The sequence below is a fragment of the Loigolactobacillus zhaoyuanensis genome (assembly GCF_003946385.1).
GTDB lineage: Bacteria > Bacillota > Bacilli > Lactobacillales > Lactobacillaceae > Loigolactobacillus > Loigolactobacillus zhaoyuanensis.
The window spans coordinates 1-22,118 of sequence record NZ_RHOE01000024.1 but is presented as its reverse complement, the minus strand read 5'-3'; the positions used below and the strand labels follow the sequence as shown (position 1 = coordinate 22,118).

17 protein-coding genes are annotated in these 22,118 nt (G+C 43.2%); 15 read left to right on the top strand and 2 right to left on the bottom strand.

Annotated features, from left to right (window positions below):
- Positions 1-30: 30 nt before the first annotated feature.
- The 15 genes from EKM76_RS06645 to lepA all read left to right on the top strand — a co-directional run bounded on the left by EKM76_RS06645 (position 31) and on the right by lepA (position 20,266).
- Entirely contained in the window at positions 31-4,380 is a 4,350-nt protein-coding gene (locus EKM76_RS06645; RefSeq protein ID WP_125549908.1) for a PolC-type DNA polymerase III, read from the top strand.
- A 227-nt stretch (positions 4,381-4,607) separates the two neighbouring features.
- Positions 4,608-5,081: a ribosome maturation factor RimP gene (gene rimP, locus EKM76_RS06640; RefSeq protein ID WP_125549907.1), complete on the top strand. Its 474-nt coding sequence runs from the start codon at positions 4,608-4,610 to the stop codon at positions 5,079-5,081.
- Between the two features lie 20 nt (positions 5,082-5,101).
- A complete protein-coding gene (nusA, locus tag EKM76_RS06635; RefSeq protein WP_125549906.1) occupies positions 5,102-6,268 on the top strand; it encodes a transcription termination factor NusA in 1,167 nt (388 codons plus the stop codon).
- A 27-nt stretch (positions 6,269-6,295) separates the two neighbouring features.
- Positions 6,296-6,601, top strand: coding sequence for an RNase P modulator RnpM (gene rnpM, locus EKM76_RS06630; protein ID WP_125549905.1), 306 nt, complete (start codon positions 6,296-6,298; stop codon positions 6,599-6,601).
- Positions 6,591-6,896, top strand: a complete 306-nt coding sequence (locus EKM76_RS06625; protein WP_125549904.1) for a L7Ae/L30e/S12e/Gadd45 family ribosomal protein — start codon at positions 6,591-6,593, stop codon at positions 6,894-6,896. Before rnpM ends, EKM76_RS06625 begins: the two co-directional genes overlap by 11 nt.
- 13 nt (positions 6,897-6,909) lie before the next feature.
- Positions 6,910-9,495, top strand: coding sequence for a translation initiation factor IF-2 (gene infB, locus EKM76_RS06620; RefSeq protein ID WP_125549903.1), 2,586 nt, complete (start codon positions 6,910-6,912; stop codon positions 9,493-9,495).
- Between the two features lie 28 nt (positions 9,496-9,523).
- Positions 9,524-9,877: a 30S ribosome-binding factor RbfA gene (gene rbfA / locus EKM76_RS06615; protein WP_125549902.1), complete on the top strand. Its 354-nt coding sequence runs from the start codon at positions 9,524-9,526 to the stop codon at positions 9,875-9,877.
- Positions 9,878-10,104: 227 nt separating this feature from the next.
- Positions 10,105-11,019, top strand: coding sequence for a tRNA pseudouridine(55) synthase TruB (truB, locus tag EKM76_RS06610; RefSeq protein WP_125549901.1), 915 nt, complete (start codon positions 10,105-10,107; stop codon positions 11,017-11,019).
- A gap of 26 nt (positions 11,020-11,045) precedes the next feature.
- The gene (ribF, locus tag EKM76_RS06605) at positions 11,046-12,002 is read left to right on the top strand and encodes a riboflavin biosynthesis protein RibF (protein ID WP_125549900.1); all 957 of its coding nucleotides are present in this window, start codon (positions 11,046-11,048) and stop codon (positions 12,000-12,002) included.
- Positions 11,999-13,141, top strand: a complete 1,143-nt coding sequence (gene hemW, locus EKM76_RS06600; RefSeq protein WP_125549899.1) for a radical SAM family heme chaperone HemW — start codon at positions 11,999-12,001, stop codon at positions 13,139-13,141. Before ribF ends, hemW begins: the two co-directional genes overlap by 4 nt.
- Positions 13,142-13,334: 193 nt before the next feature.
- On the top strand, positions 13,335-14,375 hold the full coding sequence (gene hrcA / locus EKM76_RS06595; protein WP_125549898.1) for a heat-inducible transcriptional repressor HrcA: 1,041 nt from the start codon (positions 13,335-13,337) through the stop codon (positions 14,373-14,375).
- A gap of 19 nt (positions 14,376-14,394) precedes the next feature.
- Positions 14,395-15,018 (top strand): nucleotide exchange factor GrpE, encoded by a 624-nt coding sequence (gene grpE, locus EKM76_RS06590; protein WP_125549897.1) that lies wholly within the window; start codon positions 14,395-14,397, stop codon positions 15,016-15,018.
- Between the two features lie 34 nt (positions 15,019-15,052).
- A complete protein-coding gene (gene dnaK, locus EKM76_RS06585; protein ID WP_125549896.1) occupies positions 15,053-16,915 on the top strand; it encodes a molecular chaperone DnaK in 1,863 nt (620 codons plus the stop codon).
- 196 nt (positions 16,916-17,111) lie between these two features.
- The gene (gene dnaJ, locus EKM76_RS06580) at positions 17,112-18,275 is read left to right on the top strand and encodes a molecular chaperone DnaJ (protein ID WP_125549895.1); all 1,164 of its coding nucleotides are present in this window, start codon (positions 17,112-17,114) and stop codon (positions 18,273-18,275) included.
- 152 nt (positions 18,276-18,427) lie between these two features.
- Positions 18,428-20,266, top strand: coding sequence for a translation elongation factor 4 (gene lepA / locus EKM76_RS06575; RefSeq protein ID WP_125549894.1), 1,839 nt, complete (start codon positions 18,428-18,430; stop codon positions 20,264-20,266).
- A gap of 115 nt (positions 20,267-20,381) precedes the next feature.
- Here the strand turns inward: lepA and EKM76_RS06570 are convergent, their stop codons facing one another.
- Positions 20,382-20,999 carry an alpha/beta hydrolase gene (locus tag EKM76_RS06570; protein ID WP_125549923.1) on the bottom strand — a complete coding sequence of 206 codons (618 nt, stop codon included), beginning with the start codon at positions 20,997-20,999 and terminating at the stop codon, positions 20,382-20,384.
- Position 21,000: 1 nt separating this feature from the next.
- Positions 21,001-21,966, bottom strand: a complete 966-nt coding sequence (locus EKM76_RS06565; RefSeq protein WP_125549893.1) for a ring-cleaving dioxygenase — start codon at positions 21,964-21,966, stop codon at positions 21,001-21,003.
- Positions 21,967-22,118: the final 152 nt, after the last annotated feature.

Here is a 22,118-nt window from a genome sequence, read left to right as displayed (position 1 = left end):
TTTCTTATTAGATTTGGAAGGATGGCTGCGTTGAGCTTAAACGAGACGGAATTATTTAATAAATTACGCGAACAAATTAAATTAGAAGTCACTGCCGAAAATGAACATTTTTTCACTGAAGCGAAAGTTAATAAGGTGGTCGTCCATCAACAATCAAAAGTTTGGCAATTCTATCTAGAGTTTGCTGATATTTTGCCGTACGCTTTATTTATTGATTTTGGTCAGCACTTGCAGCAAGCTTTTAGCGCGATCGCAAAAGTTAAAGTCATGGTACAAACGCGGACACCGCAACTGACCGACCAAAATTTAGGTGATTACTGGGAGTATGTGGTCAAAACCAGCGGTATCACGTCATCGTTGATCCAAGAATTATGTGAAAAAGAACAGCCGTATCTTGATGCCGGACGGATCATGCTGTTAGCGGATAATGAAATCGTCAAAAACTTTTTAACGACCCAAGCGTTAGGGCCAATAGAAGATACGTATAGCGATGTTGGCTTTCCTAAGCTATCGATTCACGTCATGATCGATGAATCAGCTTCGCAAGCCAAAATCGAAGCATTCAAAGTCGCTAAAGAGAAAAAAGATGCTGCTATGGCCCAGCAAGCGGCAGCATCCTTGCAACAAGCTGCGCAGCAACGGCAACAACAAGGCAGCGAAAAAACGATCAGTGGGCCGGTTACGATGGGGCGGTCAATTAATTCTAATGAACAAGTACGACGAATGATCGACATTCAAGAAGAAGAAAATTCGTTGGTGATCGAAGGCTATGTCTTTGATTTGGAAATTCGGGTGCTACGCTCAAAACGACAATTATTGATCTTCAAAGTAACCGATTATACATCCTCCTTTACCGTTAAGAAGTTTTCACGTAACGATGAAGATGAGGCTTTATTTGCTGCGATGAAAAAGGGGATCTGGGTCAAGGTCAAAGGTAGCGTGCAGGAAGACAACTTTATGCGCGATTTAGTGGTCAATGCTCGCGACGTGCAGGAAGTGAAGCATGCTGTTCGTCAAGATACGACACCGGAAGACCAAAAGCGGGTCGAATTACATTTACACTCTAATATGAGCCAAATGGATGCGACTAATAGTGTTTCTGATTATGTGGCGCAAGCTGCCAAATGGGGCCATAAAGCCATTGCCATTACCGACCATGCTGCCTTACAAGCTTTTCCTGAAGCACATACTGCCGGTAAGAAAAATGGGATCAAAATTTTATATGGTGTCGAAGCTAATTTAGTCGATGATGGTGTCCCGATTGCTTACAATATGGATCATACTGCATTGAATGACGACACCGAATATGTGGTTTTTGATACTGAAACTACGGGTTTATCGGCAGTTTATGATTCAATTATTGAATTAGCAGCTGTCAAAATGAAAAATGGCGAAGTCATCGCTGAATTTGAAGAATTTATCGATCCTGGTCATCCACTATCAGAAACCACGATCAATTTAACAAGTATCACTGACGATATGGTCCGAGGGACAAATACCGAAGAAGCAGCCTTCGCTAAATTTCAAGAATTTTATGCGGGGACCATTTTGGTTGGCCATAACGTTACTTTTGACGTTGGGTTCTTAAACGCTGGCTTTGGCCGCCATCAAATGGGTCAGGTCACGGTACCGGTGATCGATACGTTAGAACTGGCGCGAATGCTGCATCCTGAATTCAAGAATCATAAGTTAGATTCATTGGCGAAACGCTTCAAAGTTAGTTTGGAACATCATCATCGGGCCAACGCCGATGCCGAATCCACGGGGCATTTATTATTTATTTTCTTGAAGGAAGCTAAGCAACGTTATCAAATGGCTTACGTTGATCAGTTAAATGACCGCGTTGGCGAGAACGATGCTTATAAGCAAGCGCGACCGTTCCATGCGGTCTTGTTGGCGCAAACTCAAGCTGGCTTGAAGAATTTATTTAAGTTAGTTTCGCTATCGATGATCAAGTACTATTATCGTGTACCGCGGATGCCCCGCAGTTTAGTCAACCAATATCGGGAAGGCATTCTGATCGGTTCTGCTTGTTCCAATGGCGAAGTCTTTACCGCAATGATGCAAAAAGGTTATAACGAGGCACGAGATAAGGCCAAATTTTATGATTATCTGGAAGTTATGCCGAAGCCGGTGTACGCGCCATTATTGGAACGTGAGCTAGTTAATAATAATGGGGATCTGGAAGATATTATCCGCAATATTGTGAAGATCGGTGAAGAGTTACAAAAGCCAGTGGTTGCAACTGGTGATGTCCATTATTTAAACCCAGAAGATAAAATTTATCGTAAAATTTTGATCAACTCGCAAGGTGGAGCTAATCCATTGAACCGAGTCAACTTACCTGATGTTCATTTTCGTTCAACTGATGAAATGCTGAAGTCATTTCAATTTCTCGGTGATGAAGTGGCTAACCAGCTAGTGGTGAGTAACCCGAATGCGCTGGCTGATCGCATCGATGGTGAGATCTCACCAGTCAAGAATAAGTTGTATACGCCGGAAATGCCTGGTGCCGAAGATGATATCAAGAATATGACTTACAGCTTAGCCTATAAGCTATACGGTGAGAAATTACCGGAAATTGTGGCGGCACGGATCGAGCAAGAACTAAAAAGTATTATTGGTAACGGCTTTGCGGTCCATTACCTGATCGCCCAAAAGTTAGTGTTTAAAAGTAATAAGGATGGTTACTTAGTTGGCTCTCGTGGTTCGGTTGGATCCAGTTTAGTCGCTTATTTAGCGGGAATCACCGAAATCAATGCGTTACCGCCACATTATCGTTGTGCCCAATGTCATTACTCGGAGTTTTATACCAAAGGGGAATACGGTTCAGGCTATGATTTGCCGGATAAAAAATGTCCTGATTGTGGGGCTGAATTAGAAAAAGATGGCCATGATATTCCCTTTGAAACGTTCTTAGGCTTTACTGGTGATAAGGTTCCGGATATTGATTTAAATTTCTCTGGTGATTATCAACCGATCGCTCATAATTACATGAAGGTTTTATTCGGCGAAAATAATGTTTTTCGTGCCGGAACGATCGGTACCGTTGCTGATAAAACAGGTTATGGCTACGTTAAAGCTTATGAGCGCGATACTGGTCAGACTTTCCGTGGCGCTGAAATTGATCGTTTATCTAAAGGAACAACTGGTGTAAAACGGACAACGGGGCAACATCCCGCCGGCATTTTAATTGTGCCTGACTATATGGATATTTATGATTTTACGCCAATTCAGTATCCTGCTGATGATCAAAACGCATCATGGCGGACCAGCCATTTTGACTTTCATTCGATCCACGATAATATTTTGAAAATGGATATTTTAGGTCATGATGATCCGACGATGATCCGTAAATTACAGGATTTATCCGGAATTGAACCCAAATCGATTCCGCCAGTTGATCCTAAAGTGATGTCGCTATTTTCCAGTACTGATGTATTAGGCGTCACTCCGGAGCAGATTGGTTCCAAAACAGGGACCTTAGGGATTCCAGAATTTGGTACCCGTTTTGTCCGTGGGATGTTGGAAGAAACGAATCCAACCACGTTTTCTGAATTGTTGCAGATTTCTGGGCTATCCCATGGTACTGATGTTTGGTTGGGCAACGCCGAGGAATTGATCCAAAAAGGCATCGTCACGTTAAAAGACGTTATCGGTTGTCGGGACAACATTATGTTGGATCTAATTCATTATGGAATGGAAGCGTCAATGGCGTTTAATATTATGGAACACGTTCGTAAAGGTCGCGGGATCCCCGATGACTGGCAGCAGGCGATGCGTGATAATGGCAACGTGCCTGATTGGTACATTGATTCATGCTTAAAAATCAAGTATATGTTCCCTAAAGCCCATGCGGCAGCTTATATTTTAATGGCGTTACGGGTAGCTTATTTCAAAGTTTATTACCCGATTCTGTATTACGCCGCTTATTTCACCGTTCGGGCGGATGATTTTGATTTGGTGGCAATGGCGCGCGGTAAAGATGCCGTCAAGTCGGCAATGAAAGAGATCACCGATAAAGGGATGGATGCTTCCACCAAGGAGAAGAACTTGTTGACGGTGTTGGAGTTGGTCAATGAAATGATCGAGCGCGGCTTTAAGTTTGAAATGGTGGACATTGATCGTTCTGACGCAACTGAATTTTTAATTGAAGATGATGGCAAAACGTTATTAGCACCATTTCGCGCGGTACCTAGCCTAGGAATGAACGTGGCTAAGCAGATTGTTTCGGCGCGTGAAGAAAAGCCATTTTTATCGAAAGAAGATTTAAGTAAACGTGGTAAAGTTTCAAAAACTTTGATCGATTATTTAACTGAAAATCATGTTTTAAATGATTTGCCAGATGAGAATCAGTTATCATTATTTGATATGATGTAAAGTTGCCTGTAAGTTGCGTCGTGACCGAATTTGTGGTAATATAATTATTGTATTTAGAGACTTTGGTCGAGTGAGCAGCGATGCTCACTCTTTTTATTGGATAAAGCAAGATATGCCAAAGAAAGAGCCACTGTAAATGAATTAGTTTGTGACAGCAGTGTACTATTTATTGAGCAGCAATTGTTTCGATGCGGAACAAACTAAAATTGCGAAAAGGAGGCAATGGTTTGAGCTCGGTTGTTGAAAGAGTCCAAGATGTTGTCCAACCAATCGTGGACAGTCATCATTTTGAATTAGTCGATATTGAATTTGTCAAAGAAGGAAAAAGCTGGTATTTACGAGTTTACATTGATAAACCAGCGGGCATCACCCTTGAGGATTGTGCGCTGATCAGTGAAAAGATCAGTGAGACGCTTGATGCAATGGATCCGGACCCGATTCCACAAGCTTACTATCTAGAAGTTTCGTCGCCAGGTGCTGAACGACCTTTGAAAAAAGAGGCCGATTATCAGCATGCATTAAATAGTTTTATCCATATTTCGCTGTATCAAGCAGTGAACGGTGCAAAGATCTATGAAGGTACTTTGACGGCGATTACGCCCGATGAATTAACATTGTCAGTTAAGATTAAAACCCGGCGTAAAGAATTCACCTTTGCGCGGCAGCAAATTGCGCAAGCTAGATTAGCAATCGAATTTTAATCGGGAAGGGATCAATTACCATGAGCAAGGAAATGTTAAGTGCATTAGACGCACTTGAGACCGAAAAAGGCGTTAAAAAAGAAGTCGTCATTGAAGCGCTGGAAGCTGCTTTGGTTTCAGCTTATAAGCGTAACTATGGTCAAGCGCAAAATGTAGAAGTTGAATTTGATCAGCGTAAAGGTGATATTCACGTTTATGCGGTTAAAGAAGTAACTGATGAGGTTTTTGACTCCCGTTTGGAAGTCAGCCTCAAGGAAGCGTTGACCATTAATGAAGCTTACGAAGCCGGCGACAATATCCGGTTTGAAGTAACGCCAAAAGATTTTGGTCGGATCGCGGCACAAACGGCTAAGCAAGTGATCATGCAACGAGTGCGCGAAGCTGAACGGAATATTATTTACGATCAATACATCAAGTATGAAAATGAAATCATGCAAGGGGTCGTAGAACGGCGTGATAGTCGTTATATTTACGTTAATTTAGGTAAGATCGAAGCAATTCTTTCTAAGAGTGATCAAATGCCTAATGAACATTACGAACCACATGATCGAATCAAAGTTTTTGTGACCAAAGTTGAAAATACACCTAAGGGGCCACAAGTTTACGTGAGTCGGACCCAACCTGATTTGGTCAAACGGTTATTCGAACAAGAGGTACCGGAGATCTATGATGGAACCGTTGAAATCATCTCAATTGCACGTGAAGCTGGCGACCGCACTAAAATGGCTGTTCGCAGTCATGATGCAAACGTTGATTCAGTGGGTACCTGTGTTGGGCCACGTGGTCAGCGGGTACAGGCGATCGTCAATGAGTTGTCTGGCGAAAATATGGATATTATTGAGTGGGTCGACGATCCGGCAACTTACATCGCCAATGCACTGAATCCGGCACAAGTTGTTGATGTGACTTTTGATCCAACCAATGATAAGGCAGTAACGGTGATCGTACCTGATTACCAACTGTCATTGGCAATTGGTAAACGTGGTCAGAATGCACGTTTAGCGGCTAAATTAACCGGTTATAAAATTGATATTAAGTCAGAAACTGAAGCGGCTGAATTGGCTAACGGTGAACAAGCTACGGCGGAAACCGACGCTGTAGTAGAAGCACCAGCAGCTGAGTTAACATCTGATACTGATGCTACTGTAACTGGCGGATCAGCTGATTCTGCCGCAACCAACGACTAATTAACGGAAAAGGAGCAAAACTTGAGTATGAAACCAAGAAAAATCCCGATGCGTAAAGATGTCGTCAGCAACGAAATGAAGCCAAAAAAAGAAATGGTGCGCATTGTTCGTGATAAAGAAGGTGTAGTTACCCTTGATCCGACCGGTAAGAAGTCAGGTCGTGGGGCCTATATTTCACTTGAACCTAGTGCCGTTGAAGAAGCAACACAGAAGCATAGCATAGATAAAGCTCTGAATGCGACGGTCGATGCTGATTTTTATAGCGAATTGTTAGCTTATGTCAAGCATCAAAAAGCGCGTAAAGAACTTTTTGGCGACAAAAATGGAAAATAATCAAAAAGCATTAAACCTGCTAGGATTAAGTTTACGAGCAGGTTCATTAACGATGGGTGAAGGCTTAGTTTTAAAAGCGATTCAGCAGCGCAAAGTTGCGTTGGTATTGGTTGCCGCTGATGCAAGTCAGGCAACCCGTGATAAATTTAGCGCTAAAGGCGATTTTTATCACGTGCCAGTAATGATAGCCTTCACAAAACAAGCAATGAGCCAAGCGCTAGGCCGCCCACGAACAATTGTCGGCATCACAGAGCCTGGGTTCGCCCAACGGCTCATTGCCTTACTGAAAACGTAGGGAGCGTGAAGATATGGGTAAAAAACGTATCTACGAATTAGCGAAAGAATTAGATATTCAATCTAAAGTAGTTATTGACCGGGCTAAGCAAGCCGGATTTGATGTTAAGAATCATATGTCCACAATTGATGATGCGCAAGAAAAGACATTGCGTAATGCAATTGGTGGCGGAAAGGTGGCTACTACGCCAAATACTCAGCCGGTGGATCACACCAAAAAGGCAGCGCCAGTCTCCTCAGCGCGCCCACAACAACCGACGCATACTGAACATAATAGTCAAGCTGCTCGTCCACAAGAAACTGCTCATTCACAACAAGCACCACGTAGTGAACACAGTTCTGATGCTCGGAGCCAGCATAATGATCGTGATCATAACCAACCAAATCGTAATTATCAAGGTCATAGTGGTCAGAATCAACATGGGACTAATAATCATTCACAAAACCGCAATGATCGTTATAACCATAATAATAACAACAATAATAACCGCGATAAAAAGCCACGCGTTTCGGCCAGCAATAATCGTGTAGCACCTAACCCACAAAATCGGGCGGACAATCGTGCACCAGTCAATGCAGCTAAACCAATTAGTAGCGCTAACACCGTGGTTAGAAGCGGTAATAGCCGTAATCAAGGTGGCGTAGGCGGCAATGCTGCAGGCGGCAATCGTAACAGCAATAGTCGTTTTGGCAATAACCCTAATAATCGCGGTGGCCGTGGCACTAGTCGTTTCGGTGGCAACACTGGCGGTGGTGGCCGTTTCAATAAGAAACGTAATCGGCGGAACAAACGGCAAAATCATTCAGTAATTCCAGCAACGACTCGGAAAGAACGGGCATTGCCAGAAGTATTACAATATACTGAGGGCATGAACGTACAAGATATCGCTAAGTTGATTCACCGCGAACCAGCCGAAATCATCAAGAAATTATTCATGATGGGTGTAATGGTCAACCAAAATCAATCGTTAGAAAAAGATACGCTTGAAGTTTTGGCAGCGGATTATGGAATGAAGGCTGAAGAAAAAGTTCAAGTAGATATTTCTGATTTGGACAAATTCTTTGAAGCTGAAGAAGCCAACACTAGCTACCTAGAAAGTCGGCCACCAGTTGTAACGATCATGGGTCACGTTGACCATGGTAAGACAACGTTATTGGATAAATTACGTCATACCAGTGTTACTGAAGGCGAAGCCGGCGGGATCACCCAAGCTATTGGTGCTTATCAAGTGAAGTCCAATGACCGTCTGATCACATTTTTGGATACACCAGGACATGCGGCCTTCACCGATATGCGGGCGCGTGGCGCTGATGTAACTGATATCATTGTCTTAGTTGTCGCTGCTGACGATGGCGTTATGCCACAGACGATCGAAGCAATCAACCATGCAAAGGCTGCTAATGCGCCAATTATTGTCGCGGTTAACAAGGTCGATAAGCCTAATGCTAATCCCAACCATGTGATGGAACAGTTGACCGAATACGGTTTGGTTTCAGAAGACTGGGGTGGCGATACGATCTTCGTCCAGATTTCAGCTAAGTTTGGTAAAAACTTGGACGAATTGTTGGAAATGATTCTTTTGCAGGCTGATGTGCTTGAATTAAAAGCTAATCCTGAGCAAAAGGGTGCCGGTACCGTGATCGAAGCTCGCTTGGATAAAGGTAAGGGCGCTGTCGCTTCATTATTGGTTCAACAAGGAACATTACGCATTGGTGATCCAATCGTAGTCGGCCATACCTTTGGTCGTGTTCGTGTTATGACCAATGATCGTGGTCGTCGAATCAAGGAAGCTAAGCCATCAACACCAGTCGAAATTACTGGGTTAAGCGATGTTCCTGAATCAGCTGATAAGTTTATCGTCTTTGATGATGAGAAAACCGCGCGTGCAGCTGGTGAAGAACGTTCTAAGCAGGCTGTTTTGGCACAACGGAGTCATACTAAACACGTCACTTTGGATAACTTGTTCGAAACAATGCAAGAAGGTCAGCTGAAAGAAGTTGACGTTATCATCAAAGCGGACGTTCAAGGTTCAGTTGAAGCTTTGGCTAATAGTCTGCAAAAAATTGACGTTGAAGGCGTTCGGGTCAACATTATTCATGAAGCCGTTGGGGCGATCAATGAAAGTGATGTTACCTTAGCTGCAGCAAGTAATGCAGTTATCATCGGCTTTAACGTTCGACCAACACCGCGGGCTAAAGATCAAGCAAGTACTGAAGATGTAGATGTTCGTTTGCATAACGTGATCTATCAAGCTATCGACGAAGTAGAAACAGCGATGAAAGGGATGCTGGAGCCGACTTATCAAGAAAAAGTTGTTGGTCAGTTAGATATTCGGCAAACCTATAAAGTTTCTAAAGTCGGTACGATTGCTGGATTTATCGTTACCTCTGGTGTTGTACACCGCGATTCAGGTATCCGCTTGATCCGTGATGGCATTGTCATTTATGAAGGTAAAATTGCCAGCTTGAAGCATTTGAAGGACGACGTTAAAGAAGTTCGTCAAGGCTTCGAAGGTGGTTTGATGATCGAGAACTACAACGATGTTAAGGAAGGCGATCAGATCGAAGTCTTCATCATGGAAGAAGTTCCGGTCAAATAGCCTTTTGGGTGAGTAGGAGGGTAGTACAATGGCACAATATCGAATTGGCCGCGTTTCTCAAGAAATACAAAAGGAAACGACGGATATTTTAATGAAGCGTGTACGTGATCCACGTGTGGCTGGCGTTACTATTACTGGCGTCAACGTCACTGGTGATCTACAACAAGCAACAATTTACTACAGTATTCTTTCGGATAAGGCCAGTGATGGTCAAAAAGCACAACAGGGCTTGGAAAAAGCAACTGGCTTGATTCGAATGGAGTTAGGTCAGCGAATTCGTTTGTTCAAGATTCCTGAACTAACTTTTGCACGCGATGAATCGGTGCAATACGGTAGCCGGATCGATGAATTGATCAATCAATTAAATCGTGAAGAACACTAATTTTAAATTGATCAGGACGTAAAACAATACTGTTTTACGTCCTGATTTTTTTACATAAATATTATTTAAGTTAACGTTAGAATGAGATCAGTCTAATCCCGATTATGGTCAGTTATGATCATATTTGAGTAGTACTTAGTCGCAGCTCTTTTCTGGTTGATGAAGCAAATGTGCTATAATAATTTAGTTTGCAAGATGGCACGATCCGAGAATGCGGAGGAACAATAATGAACGGAATTTTACCACTATATAAACCACGTGGCATGACTAGCCATGACTGTGACGCACAGCTACGCCATTTATTTCATACGCGTCGCGTTGGTCATGGTGGCACCCTTGATCCAAATGTTGATGGTGTATTACCAATTTGCATTGGCACTGCAACTAAGGTCGTCGACTATTTAGTTGCCAGTGGTAAAACTTATCAAGGTGAAGTGACCTTAGGTTTTGCGACCACCACAGAAGATCTTGATGGTGAGGTGGTTGATAAAACACGACTTAAAACTGCATTTTCTAATGCACAAATCGACCAGCACATGAAAGCGTTTGTTGGTGAAATCACGCAGATCCCACCGATGTTTTCAGCTGTTAAAGTTAACGGCCGCCGTTTATATGATTATGCTCGTGCGGGTGAAACGGTTGAGCGACCACAGCGACAAGTCACGATCACAGCGTTTAAACGGCTCAGTGAACCACAATTTGACAGTGCTTCAGGGACACAAAAATTCCGGTTTGAGGTCAGTTGCTCTAAAGGGACTTACGTGCGTACCTTGGCGGTTGACCTAGGCCGTAAACTTGGTGTTGCTGCTGTCATGTCGGAATTAACCCGAGTACAAAGCGGCGGCTTTACGCTAGCAGATACGGTTGATTTAGCAACTGTGACCGAATTAAGTGCTACCGATCAATTGATGACGGTGTTACGGCCGATGGAAACAGCTTTGAGTGCCTATCCGCAGGTTGAATTAACAGCGGATCAATGGGATAAAGTACAACATGGGGCTTTCTTGCTTGGCGCTGAGTTGACGCCACTTACTGAAGCTGTAGCGTTAGTTTACGCAGGGAAAATTAAAGCATTATATCAACCAGCCGTTGAATATCCGCATCTTTTTCAACCTGTAAAAATGTTTTTATCTAATGATTAACTTTATTTAGATTGGAGTCATAGTTAATGAAGATCGTTCGAATTCACCATCCATACGCACCAGAGCAAATTACCACGACGCCAATTGTATTAACACTAGGTTTTTTTGATGGTGTCCACCTTGGTCATCAAGCGGTGATCAAACAAGCAGCAGCACTTGCTCATGACCAGAAAATACCGCTAGCGGTAATGACGTTTAATCAACATCCAGGATTGGTATTTCGTCAATTGGCTGCTGAGCAAATGAAGTATCTAACGACTACTGATAGAAAAATCGCATTGATGGACCAGCTAGGTGTTGATATTTTATACATCGTTGAGTTCACATCCGCCTTTAGCGCGCTAACACCAACTGAGTTTGTTGACCAATATATTATTAATTTCCATGCTCAGATCGTTGTTGCTGGCTTTGATTATACCTTTGGCCCGCAGCAGGCGACTATCCAAGATCTACCGCGCTATGCTAAAGGGCGTTTTCAAGTGGTTGAAGTGGCTAAGCAACAGGTCGATGCCGAAAAAATTAGCTCGACGCATATTCGCCAAGCAATTGCAGCAGGGGATGTTGACCAAGCAGATAAGCTGTTAGGTTACCCTTATCAAAATAAAGGTGTTGTCGTGCATGGTTTGGCCCGTGGCCGTACGATTGGTTTTCCAACGCTTAATTTAGCGATCAATGCGGACCAGCATGTTCCAGGAATCGGTATTTACGCCGTTAAAATAATTATCGCTGGTCAAGAATATTCAGGTATGGCTTCAATTGGCCGTAATGTTACGTTTGGTGACAATCACGCCGTAACGGTGGAGATTTATGTATTTGATTTCAATCGAATGGTTTATGGTGAACAAGTGCAGGTTGCTTGGTTTACACATTTACGTGGCGAAATTAAATTTGCTGACGCTGCAGGCTTGGTGGCCCAATTGAAACAGGATGAGCAGCATGTGCGCGACTATTTTGCCACTCATAGTGGGCGGGTGAACTTATGATCGGTGCATATATCCATATTCCCTTCTGTGAGCATATTTGCTATTACTGTGATTTTAATAAGGTGTTTTTAGAAGGGCAACCAGTGGATGACTATGTCGACTGTTTGTTGCAGGAAATGCGTTTGGTGACGGCGGCACATCCCGAGAAAACAATTGATACATTATATGTCGGTGGTGGCACACCAACGACTTTGACGCCAGTTCAGTTAGACCGTTTGCTTAGTGGCATGCAGGAGATCCTACCATTCACCGGCCAGGAATTTACGTTTGAAGCTAATCCCAATGATTTATTGACCACTGATAAGCTGGAAGTACTGTATGCTCACGGAGTTAATCGACTGAGTATTGGCGTACAGTCTTTTAATGATGACGTGCTCAAAAAAATTGGTCGGATCCATCGTAGCGCTGACGTTTATACGGCAATTGCTAACGCGCGTAAAGTTGGCTTTGAAAATATTAGTATTGATTTAATTTTCCGCTTGCCTGGGCAAAGTATGGCTGATTTTACGGATAGCTTGGATAAAGCGATCGCGCTGGATCTGCCGCACTATTCGACCTATTCACTAATTTTGGAGCGTAAAACGGTTTTCTATAATTTAATGCGTCAAGGTAAATTACACTTGCCGTCTGAAGATGTTGAGGCCGATATGTATGAACTGGCTTTAGAAAAGTTTGCTCAAGCTGGTCGGCCACAATATGAAATTAGTAATTTTGCTCGACCTGGCTACGAATCGCAACATAATCTGACTTATTGGCGTAATGATAATTATTTCGGCTTTGGAGCTGGTGCTAGCGGTTATCTAGGCAAGGAACGCTATCAAAATTTTGGTCCGATCCAGCAATATTTAACGCCGCTACATAATGGCCATGCGCCTGTGTTGCAACGCCACGTATTGCCACGTAGCGAACAAATCGAGGAAGAAATGTTTCTCGGCTTACGCACTGTTGCGGGTGTCGATAAAGCACGTTTTGCGACTAGATTCGGCTTACCGATGACGGCGCTATACGGCGTTACAATTGCTGAGTTAGTGGGGCGTGGATTATTAGCGGAAGATGCGCAACATATCTATTTGACCCGACGAGGGGAATTTATGGGCAATGAAGTTTTTCAGGCCTTTTTGTTGGATGATGAAACCTAACTAAAATCGTAACCTAGCGTTACGATTTTTCTGCTTTCTAAGGTGAAGATTGTTTAATTTATCCGTCGTAAGACTGATTTTGCATAATTTAGCGGAAAAAACGGCTGTTACCTTGACTTAAACGAGCGGAGTTGTTATATTAATAATTGTGTTAGCACTCAAAAGCATTAAGTGCTAAAAAGAGGTGGTTCGAATGCTGACCAAACGACAGTTGATTATTTTAAAGGATATCGTCCGTTTGTATACTGAAAGCGGTCAGCCTGTCGGTTCCAAAACACTGTTGGATCAACTACCGATGCACGTTAGTTCGGCCACAGTGCGTAATGAAATGGTTCGTTTGGAAGATATGGGCTTGATTGAAAAAACGCATCTATCTTCTGGACGTGTCCCTTCAACTAAGGGTTATCGTTATTATTTGGATCATTTAGTCGAGCCTAGTGGTGTTGACGCTAATGATTTGGCTTTGATCGAGACTTCGTTTGATCAAAGCTATCTCCAAATTGATCAAATTATTGCTCAATCAGCAAAGATCCTTTCTAGTTTAACTAGTTATACTGCGATTTCTTTAGGGCCTGAATTACGTGATGCGCGGTTAACCGGTTTTCGCTTAGTTCCATTAGGCGATCATCAGGTGATGGCAATTTTAGTGACTGATAACGGTGCGGTGGAAAATCAAATTTTTAGTGTACCACATGAATTGGACAGTGAAAGTTTGGAAAAGACCATTCGGATCATCAATGATCAATTGATCGGCTTGCCGCTGACGGCAGTCATCCAAAAGTTGCATAGTGATATTCCGCAACTTTTGACTCACTATATGATCACGCCATCCGGTTTTCTTGATATTTTTGGCAATGTCTTGAAAAAGGCTGCTAAAGAGCGTTTCCATGTTGATGGCAAAATGAATTTGATCAATCCGGCAACAATCAAAAATGTTGATCAATTGAAGTCGCTGTATGCGCTGATTGATCAGGATGCGGATCTAGCTGAATTGATCGGGGTGCCTGATCAAGCGATCGAAGTGCGCCTAGGTGATGAGCTGACCAATAATTTGTTGCATGATTTTAGTTTGATCACGGCAACTTATGAAGTCGGTGACCACGGTAAAGGGATGATTGCTTTATTAGGTCCTACCAGCATGCCATATTCGCGGATGATCGGTTTACTAGACGTTTTCCGTGAAGAATTGGCAAAAAAAATAACTGATTATTATACCCATCGTGGGGAAGAGTGATCATTGGAGGTGAATTTGTTTGGCTAAAAAAAAGCAAGCGGCCGTTGATGATACCTTAGCGCAAAATGCTGACTTTCCGTCAGAAAAAGACCTGACCGCGGATGCGCAAACCAGTACCGCAGCGACTAGCGCAGATGCTAAAGCAGCAACGACGGAAACTGCAGCAGAGAATCAGGTACCAGATCCACAAGCTGAGCAGATCAAAGCGCTACAAACTCAAGTTGACGCTACGGAAGATAAATATCTGCGGGCCGAAGCTGAGATTCAAAACATGAATACGCGGTTCAAAAAAGAACGAGAACAATTGCTTAAGTACGAAGGTCAAAGCTTGGTAAAAGATATTTTACCAGTGATAGATAATTTGGAACGAGCATTAGCGGTCGATGTCAACGATAAAAATGGTGAACAGTTGAAAAAGGGCGTACAAATGGTTTATGATCATTTAGAACGCACTTTGAAAGAGCACCAGATCGTTGAGATCACCGGCACAGATGAGACCTTTGATCCGACCCTTCATCAAGCCGTGCAAACGGTGGCTGTGGAAGGTGATCAAAAGCCTGATACTGTTGTACAAGTATTACAAAAAGGCTACAAGCTCAAAGATCGCGTCATCCGACCAGCAATGGTCGTTGTCGCACAATAAAAAAACTAAAATTGGTAAAAGAGGTTAGGAATTTATGGCTAAAATAATTGGTATTGACCTCGGGACGACTAACTCAGCCGTTGCCGTGCTTGAAGGTAACGAACCAAAAATCATCACAAATCCAGAAGGTAATCGGACAACTCCATCCGTTGTTTCTTTTAAAAACGGTGAAACTCAGGTCGGTGAAGTGGCTAAACGCCAAGCAATCACTAACCCAAACACGGTTGCTTCAATTAAACGTCACATGGGTGAAGCTGGCTATAAGGTTGAAGTTGACGGTAAGACTTATACACCACAAGAAATTTCAGCGATGATCTTGCAATACATCAAGAAATTCTCTGAAGATTACTTGGGTGAAGAAGTTAACGATGCCGTGATCACGGTACCTGCTTACTTCAACGATAGCCAACGCCAAGCAACTAAAGACGCTGGTAAAATTGCTGGTTTAAACGTACAACGGATCATCAACGAACCAACTGCTTCAGCCCTAGCTTATGGCTTGGATAAAGGCGACGCTGACGAAAAAGTCTTAGTTTATGATTTAGGTGGCGGTACTTTTGATGTTTCCGTCCTTGAATTAGGCGACGGTGTATTTGAAGTATTATCAACTAATGGTGATACTAAACTTGGTGGGGATGACTTTGACCAAAAGATCATCGACTGGTTAGTTGCTGAGTTCAAAAAAGATAACGGTGTTGACCTAGCCAAAGACAAGATGGCGTTACAACGTTTGAAGGATGCCGCTGAAAAAGCTAAAAAAGACTTATCTGGTGTTAATGAAGCTCAGATCAGCTTGCCATTTATTTCTGCAGGCGATGCTGGCCCATTACATTTGGAAAAGACATTATCTCGTGCTAAATTCAACGATATGACTGCTGATCTTGTTGCCCGCACTAAGGTACCATTTGACAACGCTTTGCGCGATGCTAAATTAAGCTTAGGCGACATTGACAAAGTCATCTTAAATGGTGGTTCAACACGGATTCCAGCCGTTCAAGAAGCTGTTCAAGAATGGACGGGCAAGGAACCTGATCGTTCAATCAACCCTGATGAAGCCGTTGCCTTAGGCGCTGCCGTTCAAGGTGGGGTCATTACTGGTGACGTTAAAGACGTTGTTTTACTTGACGTTACGCCATTATCATTGGGTATCGAAACTATGGGCGGTGTCTTCACTAAGTTGATCGACCGCAATACAACGATCCCAACTAGTAAATCACAAGTCTTCTCAACCGCTGCTGATAACCAACCAGCCGTTGATATTCATGTCTTGCAAGGCGAACGGCCAATGGCAGCTGATGACAAAACATTGGGTCGCTTCCAATTAAATGACATCCCCGCAGCACCACGTGGCGTTCCTCAGATCGAAGTTAAATTCGATATTGATAAGAACGGTATCGTTAATGTTTCTGCTAAAGATATGGGTACCCAAAAAGAACAAAAGATCACGATCAAGAGTTCTTCAGGTTTATCTGACGAAGAAATCGAACGGATGCAAAAAGAAGCCGAAGAAAACGCTGACGCCGATAACAAGAAGAAGGAAGAAGTTGACCTACGTAACGAGGTTGAACAACTACTCTTCACAACTGATAAGACGTTGACCGAATTGAAGGGCAAAGTATCTGACGACGAGATCAAACAAGCCGAAGATGCTAAAGAAGCCTTGAAGAAGGCTCAAGAAGAAAATAACTTGGACGACATGAAGGCTAAGCGCGATGATTTGAACAAGATCGTCCAAGACTTATCCGTTAAAATGTACGAACAAGCGGCTAAAGAACAACAGGCTAAAGAAGGCGACGCAGCCGGCGCTGATGGCCAACCAACTGGCGATGCCAAAGCCGACGGCGATACTGTTGACGGTGACTTTGAAGAAGTCGACCCAGACAAAGACAAAAAATAGAATGTGACGAAGAGCGCTCAATTGCTGCTCTACGGAACATGTTGGTTCCAAAGTAACCTAGTTTGCAACGAAAAGCCAAAAGCCATTGCGGCTTTTGGCTTTTCGTTTAATCTATGGTATGCTTGATGAAGTTTTTTTGATGGTAACGGAGCGCAAATCAATAATTGCGCAAATTTCTAGGAGGTTCTTAACACGCATGGCGGATAAAGATTATTATGAGACTCTTGGGGTTAGCCGCGACGCCTCACAAGATGAAATTAAACGCGCTTATCGCAAGCTTTCAAAGAAGTATCATCCTGATTTAAATAAAGCACCTGATGCGGAACAAAAATTTAAAGATATTTCTGAAGCTTACGAAGTTATCGGTGATGCTGACAAACGAGCACAGTATGACCAATATGGTTCAGCTGGTCCACAGCAACAAGGTGGTTTTGGTGGTGGTCAAGGTTTCGGCGGCTTCGGTGGTGGTCAAAGCTTTGGCGGCGGTGGTTTCGATGATATTTTCAGTCAGTTTTTTGGCGGCGGTGGTGGTCAACAGGCCAATCCCAACGCGCCACGGCAAGGGTCTGATCTACAATATCAAATGGATCTGAAGTTTGAAGAAGCGGTTTTTGGTAAGGAAACGACCATTTCATATACCCGTGAGTCAACCTGTCATACCTGTAACGGTACTGGCGCTAAACCAGGAACGACACCAGAGACTTGTCATAAATGTCACGGTTCTGGCTATGTTCAAGTCGTACGGCAAACACCATTGGGCCGGATGCAGTCACGTGAAGTCTGTGACGTTTGTCATGGTACTGGTAAAGAAATTAAAGAAAAATGCCCAACTTGTCATGGCTCTGGTCATGAAGAAGAACGCCACAGTGTTAAGGTCAAGGTCCCAGCTGGGGTCGAAGATGGCCAACAAATGCGCTTATCTGAACAAGGCGAAGCTGGTGAAAATGGCGGCCCTTACGGTGATTTATTCATTGTTTTCCGAGTGGCACCTAGTAATAAGTTTGAACGTGATGGCGCTGAAATCTATTTAGAAGTGCCGATCAGCTTTGTTCAAGCAGCTTTAGGCGACGAACTTCAAGTCGAAACCGTTAGTGGTAAAGTGAAACTTAAGGTTCCAGCGGGCACACAAACGAATACGACTTTCCGTTTGCGGGGTCAAGGTGCACCGCGTTTACGCGGTAATGGCCGTGGTGACCAACACGTTAAGGTGAAAGTGATCACACCGAAGCATTTGAATGGTGAGCAAAAAGATGCGCTTAAGTCTTTTGCAGTTGCCAGCGGTGAGGACATGACTGAAACTGAAGGCAGTTTATTTGATAAACTGCGCGATACTTTTAATGGTGGGAAACGTAAAAAATAAGTTTGTAACAGGTAGCGTTTGGCTACCTGTTTTTTATTAGCTAGCGTAATCTAAATTGCACCTGAGTAGCGAGCTTGCTATAATTTAGAGGAACAGTCAGTGTGAGTTAGCCATTTTAAAGTTCACACTCTCATGGAGAAAGTAGGCAGATAATGGATATTAAAGCGATGCAGGCACGCCAAAAAAATATTCGCAACTTTTCGATTGTTGCCCATATTGATCACGGTAAATCAACTTTAGCCGATCGGATCTTGGAGCTGACTAATACCGTTGCTAAACGCGATATGGAAGCACAAATCTTGGATACAATGGATTTAGAGCGTGAACGGGGCATTACGATCAAATTAAATGCGGTGGAACTAGCTTATCAAGCTAAAAACGGGCAGACGTATACATTTCATCTGATCGATACACCAGGACACGTCGATTTTTCTTATGAAGTTTCGCGCAGTTTGGCTGCCTGTGAAGGCGCCGTTTTAGTTGTCGATGCGGCGCAGGGTGTCGAAGCTCAAACTTTGGCCAACGTTTATTTGGCCATCGATAATAATTTAGAAATTATTCCAGTGATCAATAAAATTGATTTACCAGCAGCCAATCCTGAGCGGGTCAAAGCTGAAATTGAGGACGATATTGGCATTGAGGCGCAGAATGCAGTATTAGCCAGCGCCAAACAAGGCATTGGTATCGAGGAAATCCTTGAACGAATCGTAACCGATGTTCCTGCACCAACTGGTGATTTAGCGGCACCACTACGCGCGCTAATTTTTGATTCAGTTTACGACAGTTATCGCGGTGTTGTTTTGAACACACGGGTATTTGAGGGTGTGGTTAAGCCTGGCGATACAATTAAGCTCATGCAAAGCGGAAAATCGTTTGAAGTCACTGAGGTCGGTGTGATGTCACCTAAGGCGGTTCAGCGTGAGATGCTAATGGCTGGCGATGTGGGCTATATTACTGCCAGCATTAAAACAATTCAAGATACCGAAGTTGGGGATACAGTCACGTTGGCGAACAATCCAGCGACTGAAGCGATTCAAGGTTATCGTAAAATGACGCCGATGGTCTATTGTGGGCTATATCCAGTTGATTCTTCTAAATACAATGAATTACGCGAATCGTTAGAAAAACTGCGCTTGAATGATGCTGCGTTGTCATTTGAGCCGGAAACTTCTGAAGCGTTAGGCTTTGGCTTCCGTTGTGGTTTCTTGGGCCTACTGCATATGGACGTGGTACAGGAGCGATTAGAGCGTGAATTTGACCTAGATTTGATTACGACAGCGCCATCGGTTATTTACCACGTGAATTTAACTGATGGTACTCAAAAAGTTGTGGCTAATCCGTCAGAAATGCCTGATCCTGCAGCAGTAACTTCGATTGAAGAACCGTTTGTTCATGCTTCGATCATGGTGCCTAATGATTATGTGGGCGCAGTGATGGAGTTATCGCAAAACAAACGGGGCGACTTTGACACTATGGAGTATCTTGACAACAATCGGGTCAACGTCATTTATCATTTACCTTTATCGGAAATTATTTATGATTTCTTTGATAAGCTAAAATCAAGCACTAAAGGTTACGCATCGCTAGATTATCAAATCGAAGGCTATCGTGAAAGTAAACTGGTTAAAATGGATATTTTACTGAACGGTGAGGCCGTTGATGCGCTTAGTAGTATTGTCCATCAAGATTTTGCTTTCAATCGTGGTCGGGCGATCGTTGATAAATTACGGACGATCATCCCACGTCAACAATTTGAAGTTCCGATTCAAGCAGCGATTGGTAATAAAGTAATCGCGCGGACCAACATCAAAGCGTTGCGTAAAAACGTATTGGCTAAATGTTATGGTGGCGATATTTCCCGTAAACGTAAATTGCTGGAGAAGCAAAAACGAGGGAAGAAACGGATGAAACAGATTGGTTCCGTAGAAGTCCCACAGGAAGCGTTCATGGCTGTTTTAAGAACTGATGAGGAAGAAAGTCATAAGAAATAGTGGCTTGCATGAAAACGGGATTTTGCATGAAGACTATTTTCCTACGCTGAGCTATATTCAGAGAAATATGTAAAAAGCCGACTAGATAATTTATCTAGTCGGCTTTTTTGTGGAATCAAGCAATGATTTGTTGCAACCATTGTTGAGCTGATGCTAATTCAGGTGGGCTGATCGCATGAGATTGATTCGCTTCAAAAATAGTTAAATCAACCTGTGCTTTGGTCAGCGATTGCGTCAACGCTTGAAAATTAGCGGCGGAAACAATTGGATCAATGTGGCCATGCGAGGCCCAAATTTTAACGTCATTTAGCGACGCAACTGAAGAATATTGCATTAGCTGCATCGGGTGTAATAAGATACCAGCCTTGAATTTGGCTTGGTTGGTCAACCAGGCGTGAGCGGCCATATTGGCGCCATTGGAATATCCCAGCACGATCATTTTGCTAACCTCTAAGTCGTGCTTTTCTGCTAATTCGTCGATGGTCGCGAGTAACCAAGTGGTTTCGCGAGCCAAGCTATCTAGATCAAAGCCGCCAGTTGTTGTATGGGCAAAGTAGCGGGTACTGCCTTGTTCAACTAAGCGGCCGCGAATACCCAGTAATGGGCTATCTGGCGCTAATTGTTGGGCCAGCGTTACCAGATCATCCTCATAACCGCCAGTACCATGGAGCATTAAAATTGGCGCTTTAGTGGCTGCACCAGCCTTAAAATAATAATTAACGTTATCAGTCATATTAGTCAATTGCTTTCTTATCGGTATTGAAAGGAACCAGGTGAGCTTCAATATCGGCGCGTTGTGCTTCCAGAAATGGCGGTAATTCTAAATGAACACCAGCTTCTTCGTAAGTTTCATCAACTAAGAAGCCAGGGCCATCGGTCGCAATTTCAAATAAGACACCGCGACCAGGGCGGAAGTATTCTGATTTAAAGTAGAAACGATCAACAAAGCCAGATTGCGCTAAATGAGCGGCCTTGATTTTTTCGATCCATTCGCGTAGATCAGCTTCATCAGGCGTACGGAAGGCTAAATGATGGACGGTACCATAAGCCTGAATTTCATCTTCAGGTAATTGCTCGTCAGCAATAATTACTTGGGCACCATGACCGCCATTGTCAACTTCATACAAGGTTTGATTACCGTCAGTCGCAACTTTTTCAAACCCAAGTAAATTAATTAAAACGTCATCCATTTTAGCAGCGTAATTCACGGTGATGCGCATCGGCCCTAAACCACTGATGGCAAATTGTGCTGGGACTGGGCTATTCAGATAAGGGGTACCAGCAGGAACGCCGTGATTGGTTTCATCGGAGATCAATTGATAGCGTTCATGGTCAAAATCATAGAAACGCAAAGTTTTAGCGCCAAATTCCGTTTCAATCGGTTCATGTTCAATTTGATGTTCAGTAAAGCGTTGTTGCCAATAATCTAACGCAGCATCATTCGGAACGCGGAAACCGATGCGGTCGATACTGTTACGACCCTTAGTGCCTTGAAAGAGGTTAGGAAAATCGAAAAAGGTAATGTCGGTTCCAGCGCTGCCGCGATCATCGGTGAAGTAAAGATGATAAGTTCGAATATCGTCTTGATTAACCGTTTTTTTGATCAAATGTAAACCGAGTACGCCGGACATGAAATCAAACATTTTTGGTGAACTTGAAGTGATTGCCGTTAGATGATGTAAACCGAGTAATTTAGCCATAAGCCTGAATTATGCATATGCATCAAATTGATTGGCCAAATTATCAGTTTTACGTAATTTCTCTATATTCACGACTTGGGCTAGTCATGACTAGCCAAGTTTGACTTAATTTAGTTAGTTTGATTAGTTTTCATACTTGATCGCGTCAAAAA

Coding starts and splice junctions, on each gene's coding strand:
- nusA (WP_125549906.1), top strand. CDS start 5,102: ATGAGCAAGGAAATGTTAAGTGCATTAGACGCACTTGAGACCGAAAAA.
- rnpM (WP_125549905.1), top strand. CDS start 6,296: ATGAAACCAAGAAAAATCCCGATGCGTAAAGATGTCGTCAGCAACGAA.
- EKM76_RS06625 (WP_125549904.1), top strand. CDS start 6,591: ATGGAAAATAATCAAAAAGCATTAAACCTGCTAGGATTAAGTTTACGA.
- infB (WP_125549903.1), top strand. CDS start 6,910: ATGGGTAAAAAACGTATCTACGAATTAGCGAAAGAATTAGATATTCAA.
- rbfA (WP_125549902.1), top strand. CDS start 9,524: ATGGCACAATATCGAATTGGCCGCGTTTCTCAAGAAATACAAAAGGAA.
- truB (WP_125549901.1), top strand. CDS start 10,105: ATGAACGGAATTTTACCACTATATAAACCACGTGGCATGACTAGCCAT.
- ribF (WP_125549900.1), top strand. CDS start 11,046: ATGAAGATCGTTCGAATTCACCATCCATACGCACCAGAGCAAATTACC.
- hemW (WP_125549899.1), top strand. CDS start 11,999: ATGATCGGTGCATATATCCATATTCCCTTCTGTGAGCATATTTGCTAT.
- hrcA (WP_125549898.1), top strand. CDS start 13,335: ATGCTGACCAAACGACAGTTGATTATTTTAAAGGATATCGTCCGTTTG.
- dnaK (WP_125549896.1), top strand. CDS start 15,053: ATGGCTAAAATAATTGGTATTGACCTCGGGACGACTAACTCAGCCGTT.
- dnaJ (WP_125549895.1), top strand. CDS start 17,112: ATGGCGGATAAAGATTATTATGAGACTCTTGGGGTTAGCCGCGACGCC.
- lepA (WP_125549894.1), top strand. CDS start 18,428: ATGGATATTAAAGCGATGCAGGCACGCCAAAAAAATATTCGCAACTTT.
- EKM76_RS06570 (WP_125549923.1), bottom strand. CDS start 20,999: ATGACTGATAACGTTAATTATTATTTTAAGGCTGGTGCAGCCACTAAA.
- EKM76_RS06565 (WP_125549893.1), bottom strand. CDS start 21,966: ATGGCTAAATTACTCGGTTTACATCATCTAACGGCAATCACTTCAAGT.